Annotated in this window: 8 protein-coding genes and 1 tRNA gene; 8 read left to right on the top strand and 1 reads right to left on the bottom strand. The window is 49.0% G+C overall.

Features of this window, described 5'->3' with window-relative positions:
• The first annotated feature begins 30 nt into the window (after positions 1 to 30).
• Positions 31 to 107: transfer RNA gene (locus HX811_RS26395), tRNA-Pro, on the top strand.
• A 601-nt stretch (positions 108 to 708) separates the two neighbouring features.
• On the opposite strand, the gene HX811_RS26400 is transcribed toward HX811_RS26395, so the two are convergent.
• A complete protein-coding gene (locus HX811_RS26400; protein ID WP_177048080.1) occupies positions 709 to 1,581 on the bottom strand; it encodes a WYL domain-containing protein in 873 nt (290 codons plus the stop codon).
• A gap of 127 nt (positions 1,582 to 1,708) precedes the next feature.
• Between HX811_RS26400 and HX811_RS26405 the strand changes: the two genes are divergently transcribed.
• The 7 genes from HX811_RS26405 (at position 1,709) to dpdJ (ending at position 17,301) form a co-directional block, all read left to right on the top strand.
• Positions 1,709 to 1,999, top strand: a complete 291-nt coding sequence (locus HX811_RS26405; RefSeq protein ID WP_177048081.1) for a hypothetical protein — start codon at positions 1,709 to 1,711, stop codon at positions 1,997 to 1,999.
• Positions 2,000 to 2,574: 575 nt separating this feature from the next.
• Positions 2,575 to 5,655, top strand: coding sequence for a protein DpdE (dpdE, locus tag HX811_RS26410; RefSeq protein ID WP_177048082.1), 3,081 nt, complete (start codon positions 2,575 to 2,577; stop codon positions 5,653 to 5,655).
• Entirely contained in the window at positions 5,655 to 8,129 is a 2,475-nt protein-coding gene (gene dpdF, locus HX811_RS26415; protein ID WP_177048083.1) for a protein DpdF, read from the top strand. Before dpdE ends, dpdF begins: the two co-directional genes overlap by 1 nt.
• Positions 8,129 to 9,031 (top strand): protein DpdG, encoded by a 903-nt coding sequence (gene dpdG / locus HX811_RS26420; RefSeq protein ID WP_177048084.1) that lies wholly within the window; start codon positions 8,129 to 8,131, stop codon positions 9,029 to 9,031. The genes dpdF and dpdG overlap by 1 nt, the downstream gene beginning before the upstream one ends.
• Complete coding sequence (dpdH, locus tag HX811_RS26425; protein ID WP_177048085.1) at positions 9,028 to 12,105, top strand: protein DpdH; 3,078 nt, start codon at positions 9,028 to 9,030, stop codon at positions 12,103 to 12,105. The genes dpdG and dpdH overlap by 4 nt, the downstream gene beginning before the upstream one ends.
• Complete coding sequence (locus HX811_RS26430; RefSeq protein WP_177048087.1) at positions 12,092 to 12,844, top strand: hypothetical protein; 753 nt, start codon at positions 12,092 to 12,094, stop codon at positions 12,842 to 12,844. Before dpdH ends, HX811_RS26430 begins: the two co-directional genes overlap by 14 nt.
• Positions 12,844 to 17,301, top strand: a complete 4,458-nt coding sequence (gene dpdJ, locus HX811_RS26435; RefSeq protein ID WP_177048089.1) for a protein DpdJ — start codon at positions 12,844 to 12,846, stop codon at positions 17,299 to 17,301. Before HX811_RS26430 ends, dpdJ begins: the two co-directional genes overlap by 1 nt.
• The last annotated feature ends 10 nt before the right edge of the window (positions 17,302 to 17,311 follow it).

The raw sequence follows: 17,311 nt of genomic DNA on the forward strand, positions 1-17,311 counted from the left end.
TTGCGAAGCGAACCCAGTAACACGCCTAGTCGGGGCGTAGCGCAGTCCGGTAGCGCACTAGCATGGGGTGCTAGGGGTCGAGTGTTCGAATCACTCCGTCCCGACCATATTTTTCAATGAGTTAGCCCAATCTTTGCAGGTTGGGCTTTTTCATGCCCGATAAAATACCCCCACATTTACCCCCACAGAATTTTCGACCATTTGTCGTGATGCTGCCTCGTTGTAAGCGCGCGAGATATTTGGTGCTGGCAAGAATGCTTCTGACTAGCGAGTTTTGCAGGGTCTTTGGTGTTAAGAATTCCCCTCGCACCTTTCTGTAAACTAGCCGTTTTCGGTCAGTCAGCGTCTGCAAACGCTCGATTTTCGTCACTCTCTGACAGGATCTATTAGGCAACTACCACCCTGAAACTCATCGATCTTCGTTGTGTAAGCTCGACTGAACATATCTCTGCGCCCCCCCCCCAATCCGGATGCGAATAGGTCGGTTCTGTGCCGCAGGTAATCGCCAGTCTTCAGAACAACGTATCTGGTACTCGCCATCATCGTATATGTACTGCTCGGGGGAACTCTGGGGGGGCAAATAGCGCTGCTTGGCAGCCACAAACGTATGCAGTTGGCAGTTGTTTCAGCCTATGGTCGCCAGGAGAATCGAAGCAGCTTACGCCGCCGCACCCACCGCTCACCCGTATATGTCGTCGTCTCCTGTCCTCAGTGATACAGCCAGGACTGTAGCGCGTCGAGATTTGTTACCACGATTTGCTGTGCGCTGGCCTTGGATTCCACTTTGTTCGCGTCAATTTGAAAACGCTGCAATACGTACTGCACCAGAGCTCCGCGGCTAGGGAGGATGAGTTGGCCGTTTTGCATGCCGTAGTCGATCTCAATGATGTTCTTTTGTTCGGGTGTCAGGCGTTGGTCAGGTTCGATGATTACATCAACCAGGGTGTTCCAAGCTGTATCTGCCTCGCGGCTAAATGCCGAGGTGTCCAATACTTCCGGTTCACCCCGCAAGCGACTAAGAACGAAGTCGCGGTATGCTCCATTCTTCTCGCAGTAAGCGCGTGCATGCCAGCGCATGCCGGTGTAGATGAGCGTGTGCGGAGCAATCAGTCGGATTTCTGAAATCGGCGTGGTAAATGATACGTACTCGGTTTCCAGTCGGAGGCCTTCACGGCAGGCCTTAAGTAGCGGTCGCAGCACCTCTGGGCGGATCGAGCGGTCCGGTACATGCAGTACTTCAGTATGGGCATAGGCCAGAGCTAGGCCGTCGATGTGCGGCGCGCGTTCGTGATTCTGGTTGAGCAGATGTAGATAGGCGCTGGCACTGTCATCGATGAACAGTGGCTTGAAAGTTTTGCTCGGCACATAGCCCTTCAGCGATTTGCTATATGTAAGGTTTTTAGGCGCATGTTCATTGATGTAGCCGTTAATATCCTTCGATGCCTGCTGCCGACTGATGCCAAAGCTCTGCATCAGGTGCCCTGTGGTCAGGCGGCCCTCCCACCAGACAATGGTCTCGATCAGGCGATAGCGTAAGGCTAGATCCCAGCGTACTTGCTCAACCGACTGCTTGCGTTTCATGACGTCTCCATCTGTGCAGAAACTTTACCTGTATATGCCTACATCATAGACCTGTCGTCAAAGGTTACATACCCTGCGATTGCGGTTCAAGATTGGTCGCGAGTGTCGGGGGAAAGAGATGGAATGTATGGAGTTGGTGTGGGCAATTTTGGGAGGCTCAAGCTTGGTCATCATCACGTTGATGATTGCGTTATTGATTCAAGCGTTGCACCTTAGTGCTATACAGGGGACTCACGCGCAACTGGCCGACGCCCTGACTCACCAACAGGCAGTCAACAAGAAACTGGCGCAAGAAAATCGGAAGGTGTACTCGGCACTACGAGCGGAGCGTGCGCATGTCGAGCAGTTGCAGCGCAAAGTGGTGTTGATCCAAGGCTTGCTCACCGATTACCTGGCTGGCGTGGCAGTGAGTTTTTGAGTGGTGCGAGAAGGCCGCGATGCAATCAATACAGAATTTAAACCAACGCAAAGGAATTGCCTTGCGGCTCTGAGGCTTTATTTTGACTTCGCTAGTCCTGCCGGCATAAGTCAGCATTCATACTGAGAAAAGTGACCTGAACAACGATGGTCAGTGGGACTACAATGAGATGGCACCTGAATGCGATCTGGGTAACGATAGCCAATGCGGGCCAGAACAAAAGCGGCACAGATCGTGATCTCGATAATGAAGGCAGTTGGGGTCAGGATTGTGGCGATGCGGATTGCTACGAAGACAAGGATGGGTAGTGGGATGGATAAGTTGACTAGCAATACGAAAAATTACTGTTGGCTTACCTGGTTTGCTTTACCACCTGTTGGTGACGTGGGCAATGTACCGTTTAGCTCATGCAAGGCAGGTCACGGTTCTCCAAGGATCGCCCTCCAGAAGCGGTTCAAAATAATCGACATGCCTGATCTGGATCATCTCTCTTTGTTGCTATTTATCCGTGCCCATAGTGGTTGTAGTTTTGTTGCACCCGAATATCGCTATATGACGAACATTTAGGGAATGGAATGAGTGGATTGATGGTTGGCGATCTCGTGTGTTCCAGTGGCTTTTCCGGTATCGGAAAATTACTGAGCATAGATCACAAGAGCAATGAGGGTGTGGTGGGATTCTTTGAGTCGCCCATTAGTTCTGAGTGTCGACTGAAAGCCGTAGATGTTGCTTTGCTTGAGGGCGCGCAGTTGTACGAAGAGTCGATTGTGTATTGTCAGGATCGTGCAAGCGGTATTTGGAGGAGGGGGAGGTACGCTGGTCCTCGCCCTGGTAACAGGCATCTAGTGATATTTCGGGCTGATGGAGATCAACAAGAGGTCGACATTGATCAACTTAATTGCCTGAATATAGGGCCGGGAGAACTGCTGGACCCGGCGGCGTTTTTGGCTGCACGGTCAAATGACGCACCTTTTTTTTGCTCCTTACGGCATGATTTTTTAAATGCTTATATCGAGCAGCGCGCCGCCTGTCGTTCAATTTCATCAATTCCCAGCAGTAGTGTTGAGTTGGAGCCGCATCAGATTGCTGTAGTGCGTCGGGTTTTGCGAGATCCAATACCTAAATACCTCTTGGCAGATGAAGTAGGCCTCGGCAAAACGATTGAGGCGGGCATGATCATTCGTGAGCATGTGCTAGAGAAAAAACACGACTCAAGAGTGCTAATCACCGTGCCTGCGGCACTAATCGAGCAATGGCGAGATGAGTTGTCCGGACGCTTTCACCTTAGTGAATTGTTGGCAAGTCAATCAGAGCCACAACGATTGATTCGAATCTGCTCACATGAACACATAAATAGTGTCCTTAAGGGGTGGTTACCTACCTTGTTGGTGGTCGATGAGGCTCACCAAATTGCACCTTGGGCATGGGATCTACAGTCTGATGTGCGTGAGCGTTTTCAAGCCTTGGCAGCAGGCTGTCAGGTGGCCTCGGTTGTACTGCTTCTTTCTGGTACTCCCCTAAACGGTAATGAGAAAAATTTTTTGGCAATGCTGCACTGCCTTAGCCCTGAGGCCTATGAATTGTCAGAGGAGGGTGTACGTCGCTTTACTACCCAGATCGCTGAGCGAGAATTAGTCGGCGGTTGGTACAGCGCCCTAACGCCAAGCAACTCCAACGCAGCTTTGGAGCAAATACTTCAAAATCTGGTGAGTAAATTCCCTGATGATCAGTCTTTGCATTCTTTAGTTGATAAGACCCTTCCGCTAGTAGATTTTTTTGCTGAGCAAAGTGGTGATCTGAGAATGCAGGCAGTCCAAACCTTAAGGCGTTATATCGGCGAACATTACCGACTGCACCAACGCATGTTGCGTAACCGTCGCGAGTCACAGCAATTGGCATGGCTGTTCCCTGGTCTCGCTGGCTTGAAGCGCAGTTATTGGCCATTGACGGAGCAAATGCCGTCTTTGGATTTGTTGCTGGAGGAATATCGCAGTCAAGCAAGTCGCGACCCTGATGATTTCCAAGCGATGAGCGCAGAAGTGTATTTACGATGGGTAGATGATCTATTGGTTAGCCCCTTGCTAGTCGGACGGCGCGCTAATCAGGCCATTCAACGTCTGTCTGGTTCACTGAAGCAAGCTGAACAGGAGTTACTTGATAATATCTCTCAGCAAGCTATTCATGAACAGATAGAAAAAGACATTTGCTTAGTTGAAAACCTGCGCAATTGGCTTGCTGAACATAAAAATGGTAAGGCAGTGGTATTTTGTAGTGTTGATGAGGTGGCACAACATATATTCACTTTGCTGGCTTGCGAACTGGATGTGGCAATCGAACGTTATATCCCCGGGCGAGAGTTGCGATTCATCCGTCCCATGAGTTCTATCAGGGTGTTGGTGTGTGACCAACATGGTGAGGACGGCCTTAACTTGCACGGTGGTCAGCGAATTGCTGTGCACTACAGTTTACCGCGCTCATTCAGCCGTATTGAGCAGCGACTTGGTCGACTTAATCGTTACAGCGCCAACCTGGTGGGGGTGCGACCAGTAGAAAGTTTGGCACTACTTCCTGCGCATGACGGATTAATCCGCCGCTGGATTGATGTGCTGGATCTGTCAGTAGGCTTGTTTAACAACACGGTAGCCAGCCTGCAATATGTACTGGAGGAGCATCTTGAGAGCAGCTGGAACACAGTGGCCTCGTCGGGTGATGAGGCGTTGCTCCGGAGCGCCGCAGGCTTGAGTGGCGATGATGGCTTACTTGTGCGTGAGCGACGTCGCGTGAAGGTGCAGGAAGAATTGTTGGCACTAGATGATGAGGTTAGCGAGGCTAAGGACTTCGCCGAACAAATCGCCGACGCGGACGACTCAGCTGAAGAGCAAGCGAAGCGGATGTGCGCATGGATGACTAAGGGGCTGTCCTTCAATTTTGAGGGTGATTTGCAGAGTCCATTTCGACTCCGGTTCGCGGTAGAGGGGTCACGTGAGGGTAGCAAGACGTTAGTGGACGTCCAAACCTTTGTTTCTAACTGTTTAACCGGTATCGATCCCGAAAGTGGTAATCCCCCAGCAACTGCACCAATGAGTGTTTCGAGAGCCCAGGTGGCTGGTCAGTCCGGGGTGTACCCATTTCGCTATGGTCAGCCGTTTGTAGACTCAATTTATAACTTGATTACGGTTGATTCGCGCGGAGCAACCAGTGCCTTTCTGCGCGTGCTAAAAAAAAGCGACCTAAGGGAGCCAAAAATATTCTTCCGTCTCACCTGGTTGGTGACCGCTACAAAGTTGGGGGCTGGGCGCCTAGAGCAACTCAGAGGCGATGAGTTGATGTTGCCTTCAGTACTGAGCCATTGGCTGGCTCAGGATGGCAGTTTGGTAGTTTCTGAGAACACGTTGAAGTCAATGGAGTGGCCTTACAATAAACCTAATCCCGCCTTTCAAGATATCAATCTGCGTAATAACGTTTGGCCTGAGTTGGAGTCATTTCTACCAGCAGCCGAGTGGAAACAAATGGTTTTGACGATCGCATCAAAGAGTCGAGAGAGGATTCTAACTGACTCTCCCCGGACTCAGCTTTTGTTATCTGCTCCCCAACTGCATTTGCTATCCATGCATGCGGTAATTGTGTGCAACGAAAAGATGCTAAAGGAGGCCTGATGCAAGCGCAGTGGAATGCACTAAAAACTGCATTATTGACACCCAATCTCGTTAGCGAGGTTGGGGCCCTGACTGAGTCATTTTTTGTTCGGTTACTCACGGTTTTTCGCGACCCAAGATCAGGCTCGGCTGATCGCGCGGCCGTGTGTCGGGATGCCTTGGGGTGTGCACTGGCAAACAAAATTAACGATCCTGTATTACTGCTACCTGAAGGTTTAGTGGGCGATAAGTATCTTTCACTCACGGGGCTTGCCCGGAATGTCATGACTAGTTACGTGCGCATGGAGGATGTTCTGAATGAAGAGGCACTTGCTGTCTACGGACATCACGCTCGTCGACATCTAATGCCCGTGCCAATGGATGTGTCTCTGCGACAAAGGCTTAAAAATGAGAAATTCACTTCATATCAAGGGCTTGGGCAGCAAGCCGCCATACGCACTGTTTTAACGTCCCCTACGGACAGCACGTTGATCATTAATCTGCCAACCGGTAGTGGAAAGACCCTGGTTATTCATGCGTTGAGCCTGTTCGCCGGCAAGAATAAGCTGGTGCTAGTCATTGTGCCAACGGTGGGATTGGCGCTGGAACAAGCAAGCCGTGCTGCTGAAGTGCTTGACCGTGCTGGATGTTGCCATGGTGGCAGTTATGCTTTGTATAGCGGCCAGTCTGAAACTGAGACTCAGCAAGTTCTTGATCGGTTGAAAGAGGGTAGCCAGCGTATTTTGTTTTGTTCACCAGAATCAGCGATCGGCAAGTTGCGCCCGGCCCTTTTCCGGCTAGCAGAACAAGGGCGGTTAGAGGCTTTGATTGTCGATGAAGCACATATTATCGATCAATGGGGATCTGAGTTTCGCCCAGAATTTCAATTGTTGGCACCACTGTTTCGCTCGCTCAAGGAGCATTCGAAAAAAAGCATAAAAACTGTGCTGATGTCGGCAACATTCAGCGAGTCGACCCTGCAATTGTTGAAGGATTCGTTTCTTCGTGAAGGAGAACAGGCGATTGAAGTTCACGGCAGTTTTTTACGCCCAGAACTGAATTTTAACCTGCTGAAAACTGTTGATTCTGAGGAACATCAAGTCGCGGTGTTGGAAGCGATTATGCGTCTACCTAGACCGTTGATTTTGTATACAACTAAGCAAAAAGAAGCAGAGTTATGGAGGGATTTGCTACTCGCCCAAGGGTTTGTAAGAGTCGGTTTGTTCCATGGCGGAACCCCTGCGAATCAACGTGACGACCTGATCCGACAATGGGGTGATGACGAACTGGATATCATGGTTGCGACTTCTGCTTTCGGTGTGGGTATGGACAAATCCGGAGTGCGTTCGGTGTTGCATGCATCAGTGCCCGAAAGTTTGGATCGGTTTTATCAGGAGGCAGGTCGGGGGGGGCGTGATGGTAACGCATGCTGGTCTTGGATGATTTATCACCCTGGTCAGTTGCACCTAGCGAAAGGCCTATCGCTGGAGAAATTAATTTCTGCGGGTCTTGGCTTGGAGCGTTGGAAGACGTTATTGCAAACCAAAAAAATTAGCGGCGATTTGTTAACGGTTTCACTTTCGGCTCTTCGTCGTGGTGTGCACCGGCATAGCGAGAGCAACGAAAAATGGAATTTGCAAACCCTACAATTGATGCAGCGGGCAGGGTTGATTCGTCTATTTTTTGTACCACCCGAACCGCCGCAATTCGAAGGCGATTTATTGCCTGAAGATGAGCAACTACAGACAGAGTATTTTGAGGAGTATTACGATCGACTCGGCGTTCAGATCCTGATTAGCACCCATCTGTCAATTGAAGCGTGGCAGCAAGTAGAGCAAAGGCGCGATCAGGAAAAACAAGCAAGAGCCGCGGGTTTTGCTCGTTTAATCGGATGGTTAAAGAATCCGGAGCAACGATTGTGTTTGCTATTGAGCGAGTTCTATCGGCCTAGTGGAGTTGTACCTGAATACAGTTGTGGTGGTTGTCCAGGTTGTCGTGATCTAGGGCGTACGGCTTTTAAACCGACTCTTGGAGCATCTTTCGAATTACGTGGAGTTGAACTACCTCAAGTGCCTAGTTGGATGCCTTCTTCGCAGTTGTTGCGTGTTCGATATAAGCCCGAGTTGTACCCTAGAGTTACGGTCAAGGCAATGCTACATGAGTGGCGTTATTGGTTACAAAGTTTGCTGCGTGCTAGACAGGTTCAGGCTGTGCGCGCTAGCCAAGCAGTACTAGATGAGATGTTCAAAAACGAGGCACTAAAAGCCCTACCGTTCTGGTGCTCACTAGAACCAAAAGATAGTGCTGGAAGTTGGCTTGAGTTGGTGCTGCTAATGCCTGGAGATACTCATTTGCCTGTGCCGGAATTCGATGCGCCTCCCCGGGTGATAGTCGCTTCGGAGGGAGTGCCAGATCCGCTTATGCCTAATCGCAATTGGTGGGAGACCCGCCCAGGCAGTAGAGAATTGGAAAGTTTTGTAAGGGGATTTCAGTAATGTCGATGGTAAATAATGCGCATGCCGGTAGCAGTTTGAGTTTACTGAACCTAATTGATAGGGTGCTCCTGCGGAAGGGGAAGCCTATATCGCGTACTGAGATTTTTGAGCTTTTAAGACCTGATTGGTTACCGAAATCAGATGGTGCAAAATGGCGTTTTGAGGGGAATTTAGATTTTTGGATAAAGGAAGGATTGTGGGCGCAAGATGAAAGTGGAATGATTTCGGTCTCTGAAGGATCTACGGAGAAAAATCTACCGCATAGAGTTTTAGCGTTAATAATCGCTAATGCAAAGGAAACTACTGATCAATCCATTCTGGATGATACGCGGGTAGAGCCTTTTCTTCGTGCGATGACCTGCCTGTTAGCGCAGCAAACTTATACATTTATGGGTGGTAGTCCAGTAGAACCCGGTAAGAACGGTAACGCGGAAGAGGCGGTCAATAGGTGGTTGCCAGGGGATCGAGGGCTTAACTTAACTAACGAGTTAACTACTTTCCTACAGTTTGGGGAGTTTTTAGGGTTTCTTGAGCCCTTTGGTGCTGGTTATATTGTCGATCCGACGCGATCGATCGAACCTTATTTGGAAGGCTTGTTTGCTGATGAAGTAAAGTTGTCGCTAAAAGTGTTTATTGAAAAGTTGTCCGAAAAAGTCCCCCTGTTAGATGGCGGGCGTTTTCGTGTTTTGCTCGAACCACTAATGCAGGAATTGGGTTGGTATCCTCGGGAGAATAATCAGGTCAGTCCGGCTCTAAGCCATGCGCTTGTTCGATTGGAAAGTGCCTTTCGCTTACGCTTTGATAAAGCCTCCGATGACAAAGACAGTATGCAGTTACAGTTGCCGAATAAAAAGATTAGTTATGTAGGCGAAGTTTTTTATGTTTCGGAGGTGAAGTCGTGAGTTTGATTAATTATTGGCCTCGACCTGAATATATAAACGAGTGCATACGTACCGAGGCAGAGGAACTTGCAGAGCATGTCCTGTTGGCAGTCCATGAACCTATGCAGTTGCTGCGTGTAGGTGCTGGCGAAGACCAGTGGTGCAGTGAAGAAGATTTGCTTGAACACTTTCTATCTGTAGAAAGGCCGATTCCCATAATCGGAAAGTCTGGAGTTGGTAAGTCTCATCTTATTCGTTGGATGGACGCCAAATTAAAATTGCACGCGGATTACGCCAAATGGCACGTAGTGAGGATACCGAAAAATTCCAGTTTGCGTCAGGCACTTGAAATATTGTTAGACGGGCTTCAAGGTGATGACTTTGACGAAGCGCGTAAGCGGATTCACTCCGTAGGTGAACAGTTAAAAACTGAGGAGGTTGCGGATTTATTATTGACATTTATGTCGCAGCAACTCCAGCGCATGTACCAAGGCGCGTCTCTAACAATGGATGAACTTCGTGAGCGTCCCGAACTTCGTGCTCAGTTGACTGATTTTCAGAAAGAACGTTTGCGAGATATTCAAAAATACACGCTTCCCGGTCAAGGGCTTTCTGAACTAATCACTGATCCTAACTTTAAGAAAAACTTGCTTAGTCCAAAGCATTGCATTTATCAATCTGCGAGTCGGTTGACGCAGGGTGCAAGTGATGATGAGTTGGGCGATAACAATTACGAAATTAAGGCCAAGGATCTTGATTTTAGCTTTAATTTGGACGATTTATCGCTCAGCGCGCGTCAGTGTGTTAGCAAGACTCGATTGACCACTGAATTAGATGCTAGAGAGGGTGCGGCACGGGTGTTGAACGAAGTGCTTGGAGAGTCAACCCGTACGGTTTTTCGGCATCTGTTTCAGTTTAATGGCGGCAGTTTTCAAGATCTATTTAAGAGTATTCGTCGCTCGTTAAAGGTGGAAAGACGTACTCTGGTGGTGTTAGTCGAAGATATGGCGGCTATTTCCGCCATCGAAGATGTACTGATTGATAGTTTGTTGGAAGAGTCAGTGCGCGATGGTGAGCAGGAGCTATGCACTCTGCGCTCGGCTATTGCTGTGACTGACGGTTATCAAGGTTATTTGCGTCGCCAGGATACGATTAAAACCCGCGCACAATACGAGTGGAACATTCGTGACTATGGCTTGGACCGCGTGCAAACCTTAGAGCGAATTATCGATTTTTGTGGTCGCTATTTAAATGCCGCCCGATATGGCAGTGCGGCGTTGAAAACCTCATGGTTGTCTCGAGGTGAAGGAGGGTGGCCGCAGATTTGGTCTGATCCCAATGATGGAGAAGAAATTAGGGCATTTGGTTATTCGCCCTCTGGCGCCCCTTTATTCCCTTTTAATCGAAATGCTATTACAGCTCTTGCAGACCATTTTTGTCGTAAGGGCGACGAAGAGCTTAAATTTAATCCGCGTCAAATATTGAATGAAATTTTATTGCGCACACTCCGTGATTATAGAAAAACGTTCGAGGTACACGAGTTCCCGCCCGCAGGGTTTGCGGGGATTAGTGTTTGGTCAGGATTGCAGGGGGTTTTGCAGAGACTTGAAAATCCGGAGCGAAGCAAAACTGTTGCGGCAATCTGGGGGTACGGTGGTCGTAAAATAGAGGATATTCAAAGTAATTTGGATAGAGGAGTTGCCAGTGCCTTTGGTTTAGGTGGGCTAGCAGCGATGCTCAAGGATGGGGTGGTCGCCACGCCGGACGCACGCGTAATTACAGTGCAAACCAAAACTCAAACTTCTGAAGGAGATAATGAGGCAGCAACTGATTCTCGTCAGGATAAATTGCAGAAGTTGGAAGAAGCGGTAACATTATGGTTTCAACGTAAAATAGAACTTGGGCAGGAGGAGAGTCGCGCTTTGCGGGCGGGTCTTCTTTATATGTATGAGCAGTATGCGCACGCAGATTGGTTCGGCCTTGGTGAAAAGCCTTCGCTGAAGAGCGGCGTTTTTGTAAATATAGAGCTTCCTTATGCTGTCGGTAATCGTACCGTAAATAAAGTGTCTTTTTGTTTAGAGAAGGACTTCAAAAATACGCAGAGGGCAGCTTTTCTACAAGGCATAGCCCTCGCACTGCTTCGCTATGAGTATTTTAATCCAAAATTTACTTATGATGTTGGTTGGGGTTATGCCGGTGGTTTTGAAGACTATCTAATATATCAAAACTTTGCTGCGGATTGGGTGCCTGATGCTTTGAGGACATTAGCTGCGCAGTCCCGGGAAAGCTTGTCAGATTTGCTCGGTAAGCAAGTTCAATCTGCGATTATACTTGGATTGATGGTAGGTGCTAATAATGATCGACAGCGCTTAAATGAATTGCTCCGGCCCGCTGAGAGTATTCGCGAACGTGAAATAGCCGCAATTGTTCCAGAGTTAAAGCAGGCGCGCGAATTAGTGCTTAAAGGTTGGGATGCTGAGCGTGATGCTTGGTTGAAATTGGTTTCTGTAAATGAGCATGGGATGGATGGCGATATTGCCGCTAAAGGACTTAAAGCGGTAAGAGTTAATCCTGATCTGGCAGTGGTGCGGTTGGCCAACGTTGTAACTAATGCTTTGCAGCCAGCGATAAAAGTTATTGCTGTTCTAGAAGGTTGTTCTCTGCAAGATGAATTTTTTAATTTGCTGAAGAATATGGCTGATTTAGTGCGAGATATTAGTGTGGGTGGGCTACATTATCCAGCACAATCAAACTTTCCAAGTGCAAAAAAAATGGAGAGTTCTTTGCTTGCATTGAGGTCTGACAGCGAAAACTGGTCGCTGATCAAACGCCTATTATCACTGGATGGTGAAACTGATGTGGTTAAGCGATTGCAACAGTTTAACCTCATCGATGGTCCTCGCCTCGAGACACTTATAAAGGTGCTGATGGATTGGGATGGCCTTTACCAATACGTGAAGCCGCGCTTAGAATCGGAAAATAAGCGCTGGGGGGGAGATATTTTGAAGCAATCTCAAAATAGTGTGACCCGTCTACTTGATGAACTCACCATGACGGTGGATAACTTGCTGGAGGCTAGCAATGAGTCCGCTTGAACAGCAGATCGAAGCTCTTCGAAGTGAGCAACTACTAAGTCAGTCTGCTGGGCAGGCTCGCGAGGCTATTAAGGACTGTGAACATATTTATGAACGCTTCCAAGCTATAGTCAAGAACCTAAAGGCTATGGAGGCAAGTGCGGATGTGCTAAAAGCACTACCGGAAGATGCGCCTGAGTCGATGCAGTTGAGTTCTGAAATACAGCAGCAGTGCAGTAAAGCAATTGTAAGTCTGAAAACGTTTACTAGTATTTGGCAGCAGAAAAGATCGGCTGCCCTCCAAGATGACGCACTTGATAATGCACACGTGGCACTTCGGGATCTGGCCACTCAATTAGAGGCGAAAGTGGAATCATGTTGGAGATCCTGGACTGCGCAATTGGACAATTCTTGCCGAGTCGAACAAGTAATGCTGGATACCCAGCGTGGTATTCCAGTTGTTGATCAATTCTATACGGAGTATGTCGCTCTACGTAAACAGTTTTTGGCTGGAACGAAACAATTGCCAGAAAATGTTTGGGTAATACAAGGGTTAGAGAAATTGGCTGCGAGTATGCAGCAAATGCGTGATCAAATGGTTTTCGACCTGCCAGAAGATGTTACCCGTTTCTTTAAGCAGCTTAATCACCCTGGCAATCAAGGTAAGGCACCGTTGTCGATGATGACTTTGAGTGCTTTTCAGTGGCTACAAGAAAATGATCAGCTTGGACAATATATTATTAGCCGGAAAATTACCTGATGATCATTACATTGGCGCATTTGCATGCTTGTTTAGATAGGTTAGAAGAGCAAGAAACAAAGTTGCTGGTTTGGGGTGATACTGGCGGATTTTTTAGTGCAGATGAGGTAATCACAATCTTGGAAGGTGTGCTTCCCGATCATGATCCTTACGATGTACTGATGGAATTAACCAGGCATGCAATGCTCATAGAGGCGCCGCACCCTGAAGGACTGACAAATGTGTATCGCACACGGATGGGCGAGTCGGCGTACCTGTACCGTAATTTGCGTCAATGGTTCTTAGGCCAATCGCTGGATCGGTCTCGTACACTCGTATCAGACTTTCGCTTTATTCGACGCCCACGCAGTTACCCTATGCGTGATCAGTTTATAGGAAAGTTACTGCCTCAGTGGTTACAAGTACCGAAACTTAGTAATACTCAGCAGTTGAAAACGGCAATTGAATTATTGCTTGACCCAAACAGTAACCTGCATTTGGCTGGTTTTCAGGCGCGAGCAACATTGCGCATCTTACAGGCCTACAGCGAGCAGCGCTGCGGTAGTAGCCAAGCCTCTGGCACCATTGTCTGTGCCGGAACAGGCAGCGGCAAAACACTGTCGTTTTATTTGCCGGGACTCGCTTCACTAGCAGCGGATCTATTACTTAATCCCTCTCCTCGAGTACGAATTCTTGCAATCTACCCGCGTAATGAACTGCTCAAAGACCAGTTCATGGAGGCTTGGGGGCAGTGCCGAAAACTCGATGGACTGATGCAGTCAGGGGTCGGTCGAAAAATTCGCATTGGTGCTCTGTATGGTGATACACCTTACAACTGGGGTATGGCCGGGAAGGACTATAAAACGGGGAAACAAAAAACTGAGTTTGATCTACTACGCTGCACCACCGACAGTTGTACTGGTCAGATGGAGTGGAATTCTAATCTTAAAGAGGTTAAGTGTAGTCGCTGTGGTCACCGTGTTACGGATGATGAGGTGGCGCTGACCCGTAGTTGTCAGACGGACTTACCTCCGGATATTCTGTTTACCACCACCGAGATGCTCAATCGTAGACTTGGTGACTTCAGTTGTAACCACCTATTTGGTGTAGGCCAGCAGGCAGGTCCGATGTTGGTGCTACTCGATGAAGTGCACACGTACGGTGGTAGCAGCGGAGCTCAAGTTGCTTACTTACTTAGGCGCTGGATGAAGCGCGCTCAATGCCGTCCGCACTTTGTAGGGCTGTCTGCAACACTGACAGATGCTGAGCGTTTTTTTGGCGAGTTGGTCGGCGCACGCCAAGAGCATGTGGAATTGGTCGAAGCGCTGCCTGATGAAATGATTGACGAGGGTGCGGAGTACCTACTGGTGCTTCGCGGCGACCCAGTTTCCCAGACTGCGTTGCTGTCGACCACCATTCAAGCGTGCATGCTAACTAGGCGTATTCTGGATGTCCGCAAGAGCCGCTCACTAGGCACTTGGGGTAGTAAAACCTTTGTCTTTACTGACGATTTGGATGCCAATAATCGTCTTTATCATCAATTAGCAGATGCAGAAGGTTGGCGCACTAGTAAATGGGGGCTTAAGCCTCATCATCCCTCGCTTGCTAGTCTGCGTGGTCCAAGGGACGGGCGGGATGATGGCGGGCAAGACACAGTCAATCCGCTCGAACGTATACGTCTGGGCCAAGATTGGCGAGCGGCTACCGATATAGGCCATTCGCTGGATGAGGATGATCGTGCGGTAATCGGGCGCACCTCAAGCCAGGATGTCGGGGTGGATGCTGACGCAGAGATTGTTGTTGCCACAGCGTCTCTTGAGGTGGGCTTCAATGATCCGGCAGTGGGGGCTGTGCTGCAACACAAGGCGCCGCGTGATGTTGCATCCTATTTGCAGCGCAAGGGCCGTGCCGGTCGCTCACGCACCATGCGTCCGTGGATGCTTGTAGTTCTCTCAGAGTTCGGTCGTGATCGAGTCGCATTTCAACGCTATGAAGAGTTGCTTAGCCCCGAAATTAAGCGGCAAGGTCTGCCACTGCACAACAGCCATATTCAAAAAATGCAAGCAACTATGGCGCTGCTTGACTGGCTCAGTGCGCAGTTAGGTAGTGGTTCCGTGTGGACGATTCTACGCAAACCGCAAATGAATAAGAGCAGTTGCAAGAAACTGCTCATTTTAGTCGAGCAGTTGCTACGACCAGGTAGTCAGCAAGAGCACTTCAAAACCTATTTGAAAGATGCCCTGCAGGTCGATGACGATACGGCGAAGCGCATTCTCTGGGCGCCGCCGCGTTCGGTGATGCTTGAAGTGTTACCTACGTTGCAGCGCAAACTGGTGACAGATTGGAGTGCCAACGGCCAACCTTGGGCGGATGTGGTAAGAGGAAGTTCACCGCTCTCGGAGTTTATTCCTGAGGCGCTATTTGCCGAACTTAGTTTGCCGAGTGTGTTTGTTGCTTTGGTGCGGGGGGCGGAGGAGCATATCGAGTGGACGGATCTACCAATTTTTCAAGCCCTGCGAGAGTTTGCCCCAGGGCGAATTTCTAAGCGATATGCGATTGACAGCAACCTCGATTCAGACTGGTTAGTGCCCGTAGATTTTGTACCTGAACAGGAAACCATTCAGCAGCGCGGGTTTGAAGTCGGTGAGGCTTTTGGCGAGCAGTTACGAGATGAAGGCTTGGTTGCTGGTGATGCGGATAAAACTTTGACGGTACTGCGCCCTAACTCCATATATACCCGGCGTTTAGATCCAAAGTTAGGCCTATCTGAGAAAAGTAACGCGCGACTGATATGGCAGTCTGAATTTCGCGTTCCAGCACTAACTGAATTGCACAAACCCCCAGTTGGCAGTTGGGGTCAGCATTTGGTCGATGTAACGTTCTGTTTGCATCAGCAAATGACTCCTCTGGAGGTGCTGCGTTTTAGTACCGCCGCAGATGCCACTTTAAGATTTAGCAAGGGAGCAACTACTAAAATTCGATTTGATTGGCAGCGTAATGGCGAACCCGTTGCCATTGGTGCCCGCCAATGGGTTGATGGCATGCGATTACGCTTTGCTATCAATGATCAGGTAATAGCTGATATGTTAGCAAATCCACAGGTATTACGAGGATTGCGCCCGATCTACTTCCGGCATCTTGTGGATCAACTGGATATCTTTGGTGGTGACCAATTTAAAGCTAATTGGATCGCAGAGTGCTATCTGGCTGCAGTCGCGGGTGAATTGCTAGATTTGAATCCAAACGATCCGCAACCACTAATCAGTGCGTTGATTCGGTTGCACTCGAGTGCGGGTATTGAGCGATTGCGCAGCATTCCACAGAGTCTATTTCAGCCTGATGAGCAACTTGATTCAGTGCAAGAGCAGAAGTTACAGGTGGCTCTACGGGAGTTACTAGACCGAGATGATTTACTTTGCAGTCTAAAAGTGTGCGCAAATGCCCTCTGGTCTGATGTGCACGTATTACCGGAATTGGGCCAATGGGCGCGCGCCTTGTTGGCCAATACTCTGGCCGCGGCAGCCCAGCAATCCATGTGTGTGTTGCTGCCCGATGTTGACGAACGGGTTGTGTTGGCTGATGCGTTGTGGAGTGAGGGCTACTTAGAGATCTGGTTGAGTGAGGCCGAGGCGGGAGGTAATGGCATCATCACTCGTTTAGAACTGGCATATTTTCAGGATCCGTTGCGCGTACTTAATGTCTTCGCACGCAGCCTGCAGCCAAGTGACTATGAGCAAATCGACTTTGATCTCTTCCAGTTGCTTGGCCTGGTAGTGAAAGGGGGGGATTTAGCTGGCTCGCTTGCTGAGGTGCGTGGCTGCAGTAATTTACAACAACGGCGTGATGCCAACGAAGAGTTGCACCGTGTTCTGCTCCGTGAAGGCTTTGCCCTTAGCCACAGTTTTTTAAGTGTTTTGCATTCAAGGGCCCTCAGGCCAGGTAGCAATACCAGCACCGACAAGTACCTTCTCAACTTGCTGGAGCAGTGGCGAAATTTAGAAAGCTTTAGTGGCTTGGAGTGGGGTTTAAATATCGCCGCCCATGCCTTATCCGCCAAAAATCTTGGTGCTCAGGCGTCTGCTGTTGAAGTGTTCCAGGGACTTTGTCGTAATCAGGGGTTATTGTGGCCGCGTGGTAACGCCATCCGTCAGTCTGAAATGAACTACTATAACCCTTTCCAAACGGGCGTCGCCACAACTGAACGGCTGCTAGGTAGCCTCCTCTTTGCTGAGCAAGAGTTGTATGTCCAGCTAACAGTTGATTATTTGGCTGAATTACATCACGTGTTAAAGCGAGTAGGACGAGTGGACCTTTTAATACCGCGTACCCATATCGCCTCAATCTCAAAACTAATAGCCGAGATTCAGCTAAATCCTGTTGATCACTCCGGGTTATGGTTATATCCCCGCATTGGGGCTATGAGGCGGTTACAAGATAGCATGGTATTGAGGATCGAACTGGCCGAGGCCATTCAATAAGAGTTTTTGC

This window comes from Pseudomonas sp. F8002, assembly GCF_013385495.1.
Taxonomy (GTDB): domain Bacteria; phylum Pseudomonadota; class Gammaproteobacteria; order Pseudomonadales; family Pseudomonadaceae; genus Aquipseudomonas.

Bases quoted from the DNA above. Each gene is read 5' to 3' on its own strand.
- HX811_RS26430 (WP_177048087.1), top strand. From the start codon at position 12,092: ATGAGTCCGCTTGAACAGCAGATCGAAGCTCTTCGAAGTGAGCAACTA.
- dpdG (WP_177048084.1), top strand. From the start codon at position 8,129: ATGTCGATGGTAAATAATGCGCATGCCGGTAGCAGTTTGAGTTTACTG.
- dpdE (WP_177048082.1), top strand. From the start codon at position 2,575: ATGAGTGGATTGATGGTTGGCGATCTCGTGTGTTCCAGTGGCTTTTCC.
- HX811_RS26400 (WP_177048080.1), bottom strand. From the start codon at position 1,581: ATGAAACGCAAGCAGTCGGTTGAGCAAGTACGCTGGGATCTAGCCTTA.
- HX811_RS26405 (WP_177048081.1), top strand. From the start codon at position 1,709: ATGGAGTTGGTGTGGGCAATTTTGGGAGGCTCAAGCTTGGTCATCATC.
- dpdJ (WP_177048089.1), top strand. From the start codon at position 12,844: ATGATCATTACATTGGCGCATTTGCATGCTTGTTTAGATAGGTTAGAA.
- dpdF (WP_177048083.1), top strand. From the start codon at position 5,655: ATGCAAGCGCAGTGGAATGCACTAAAAACTGCATTATTGACACCCAAT.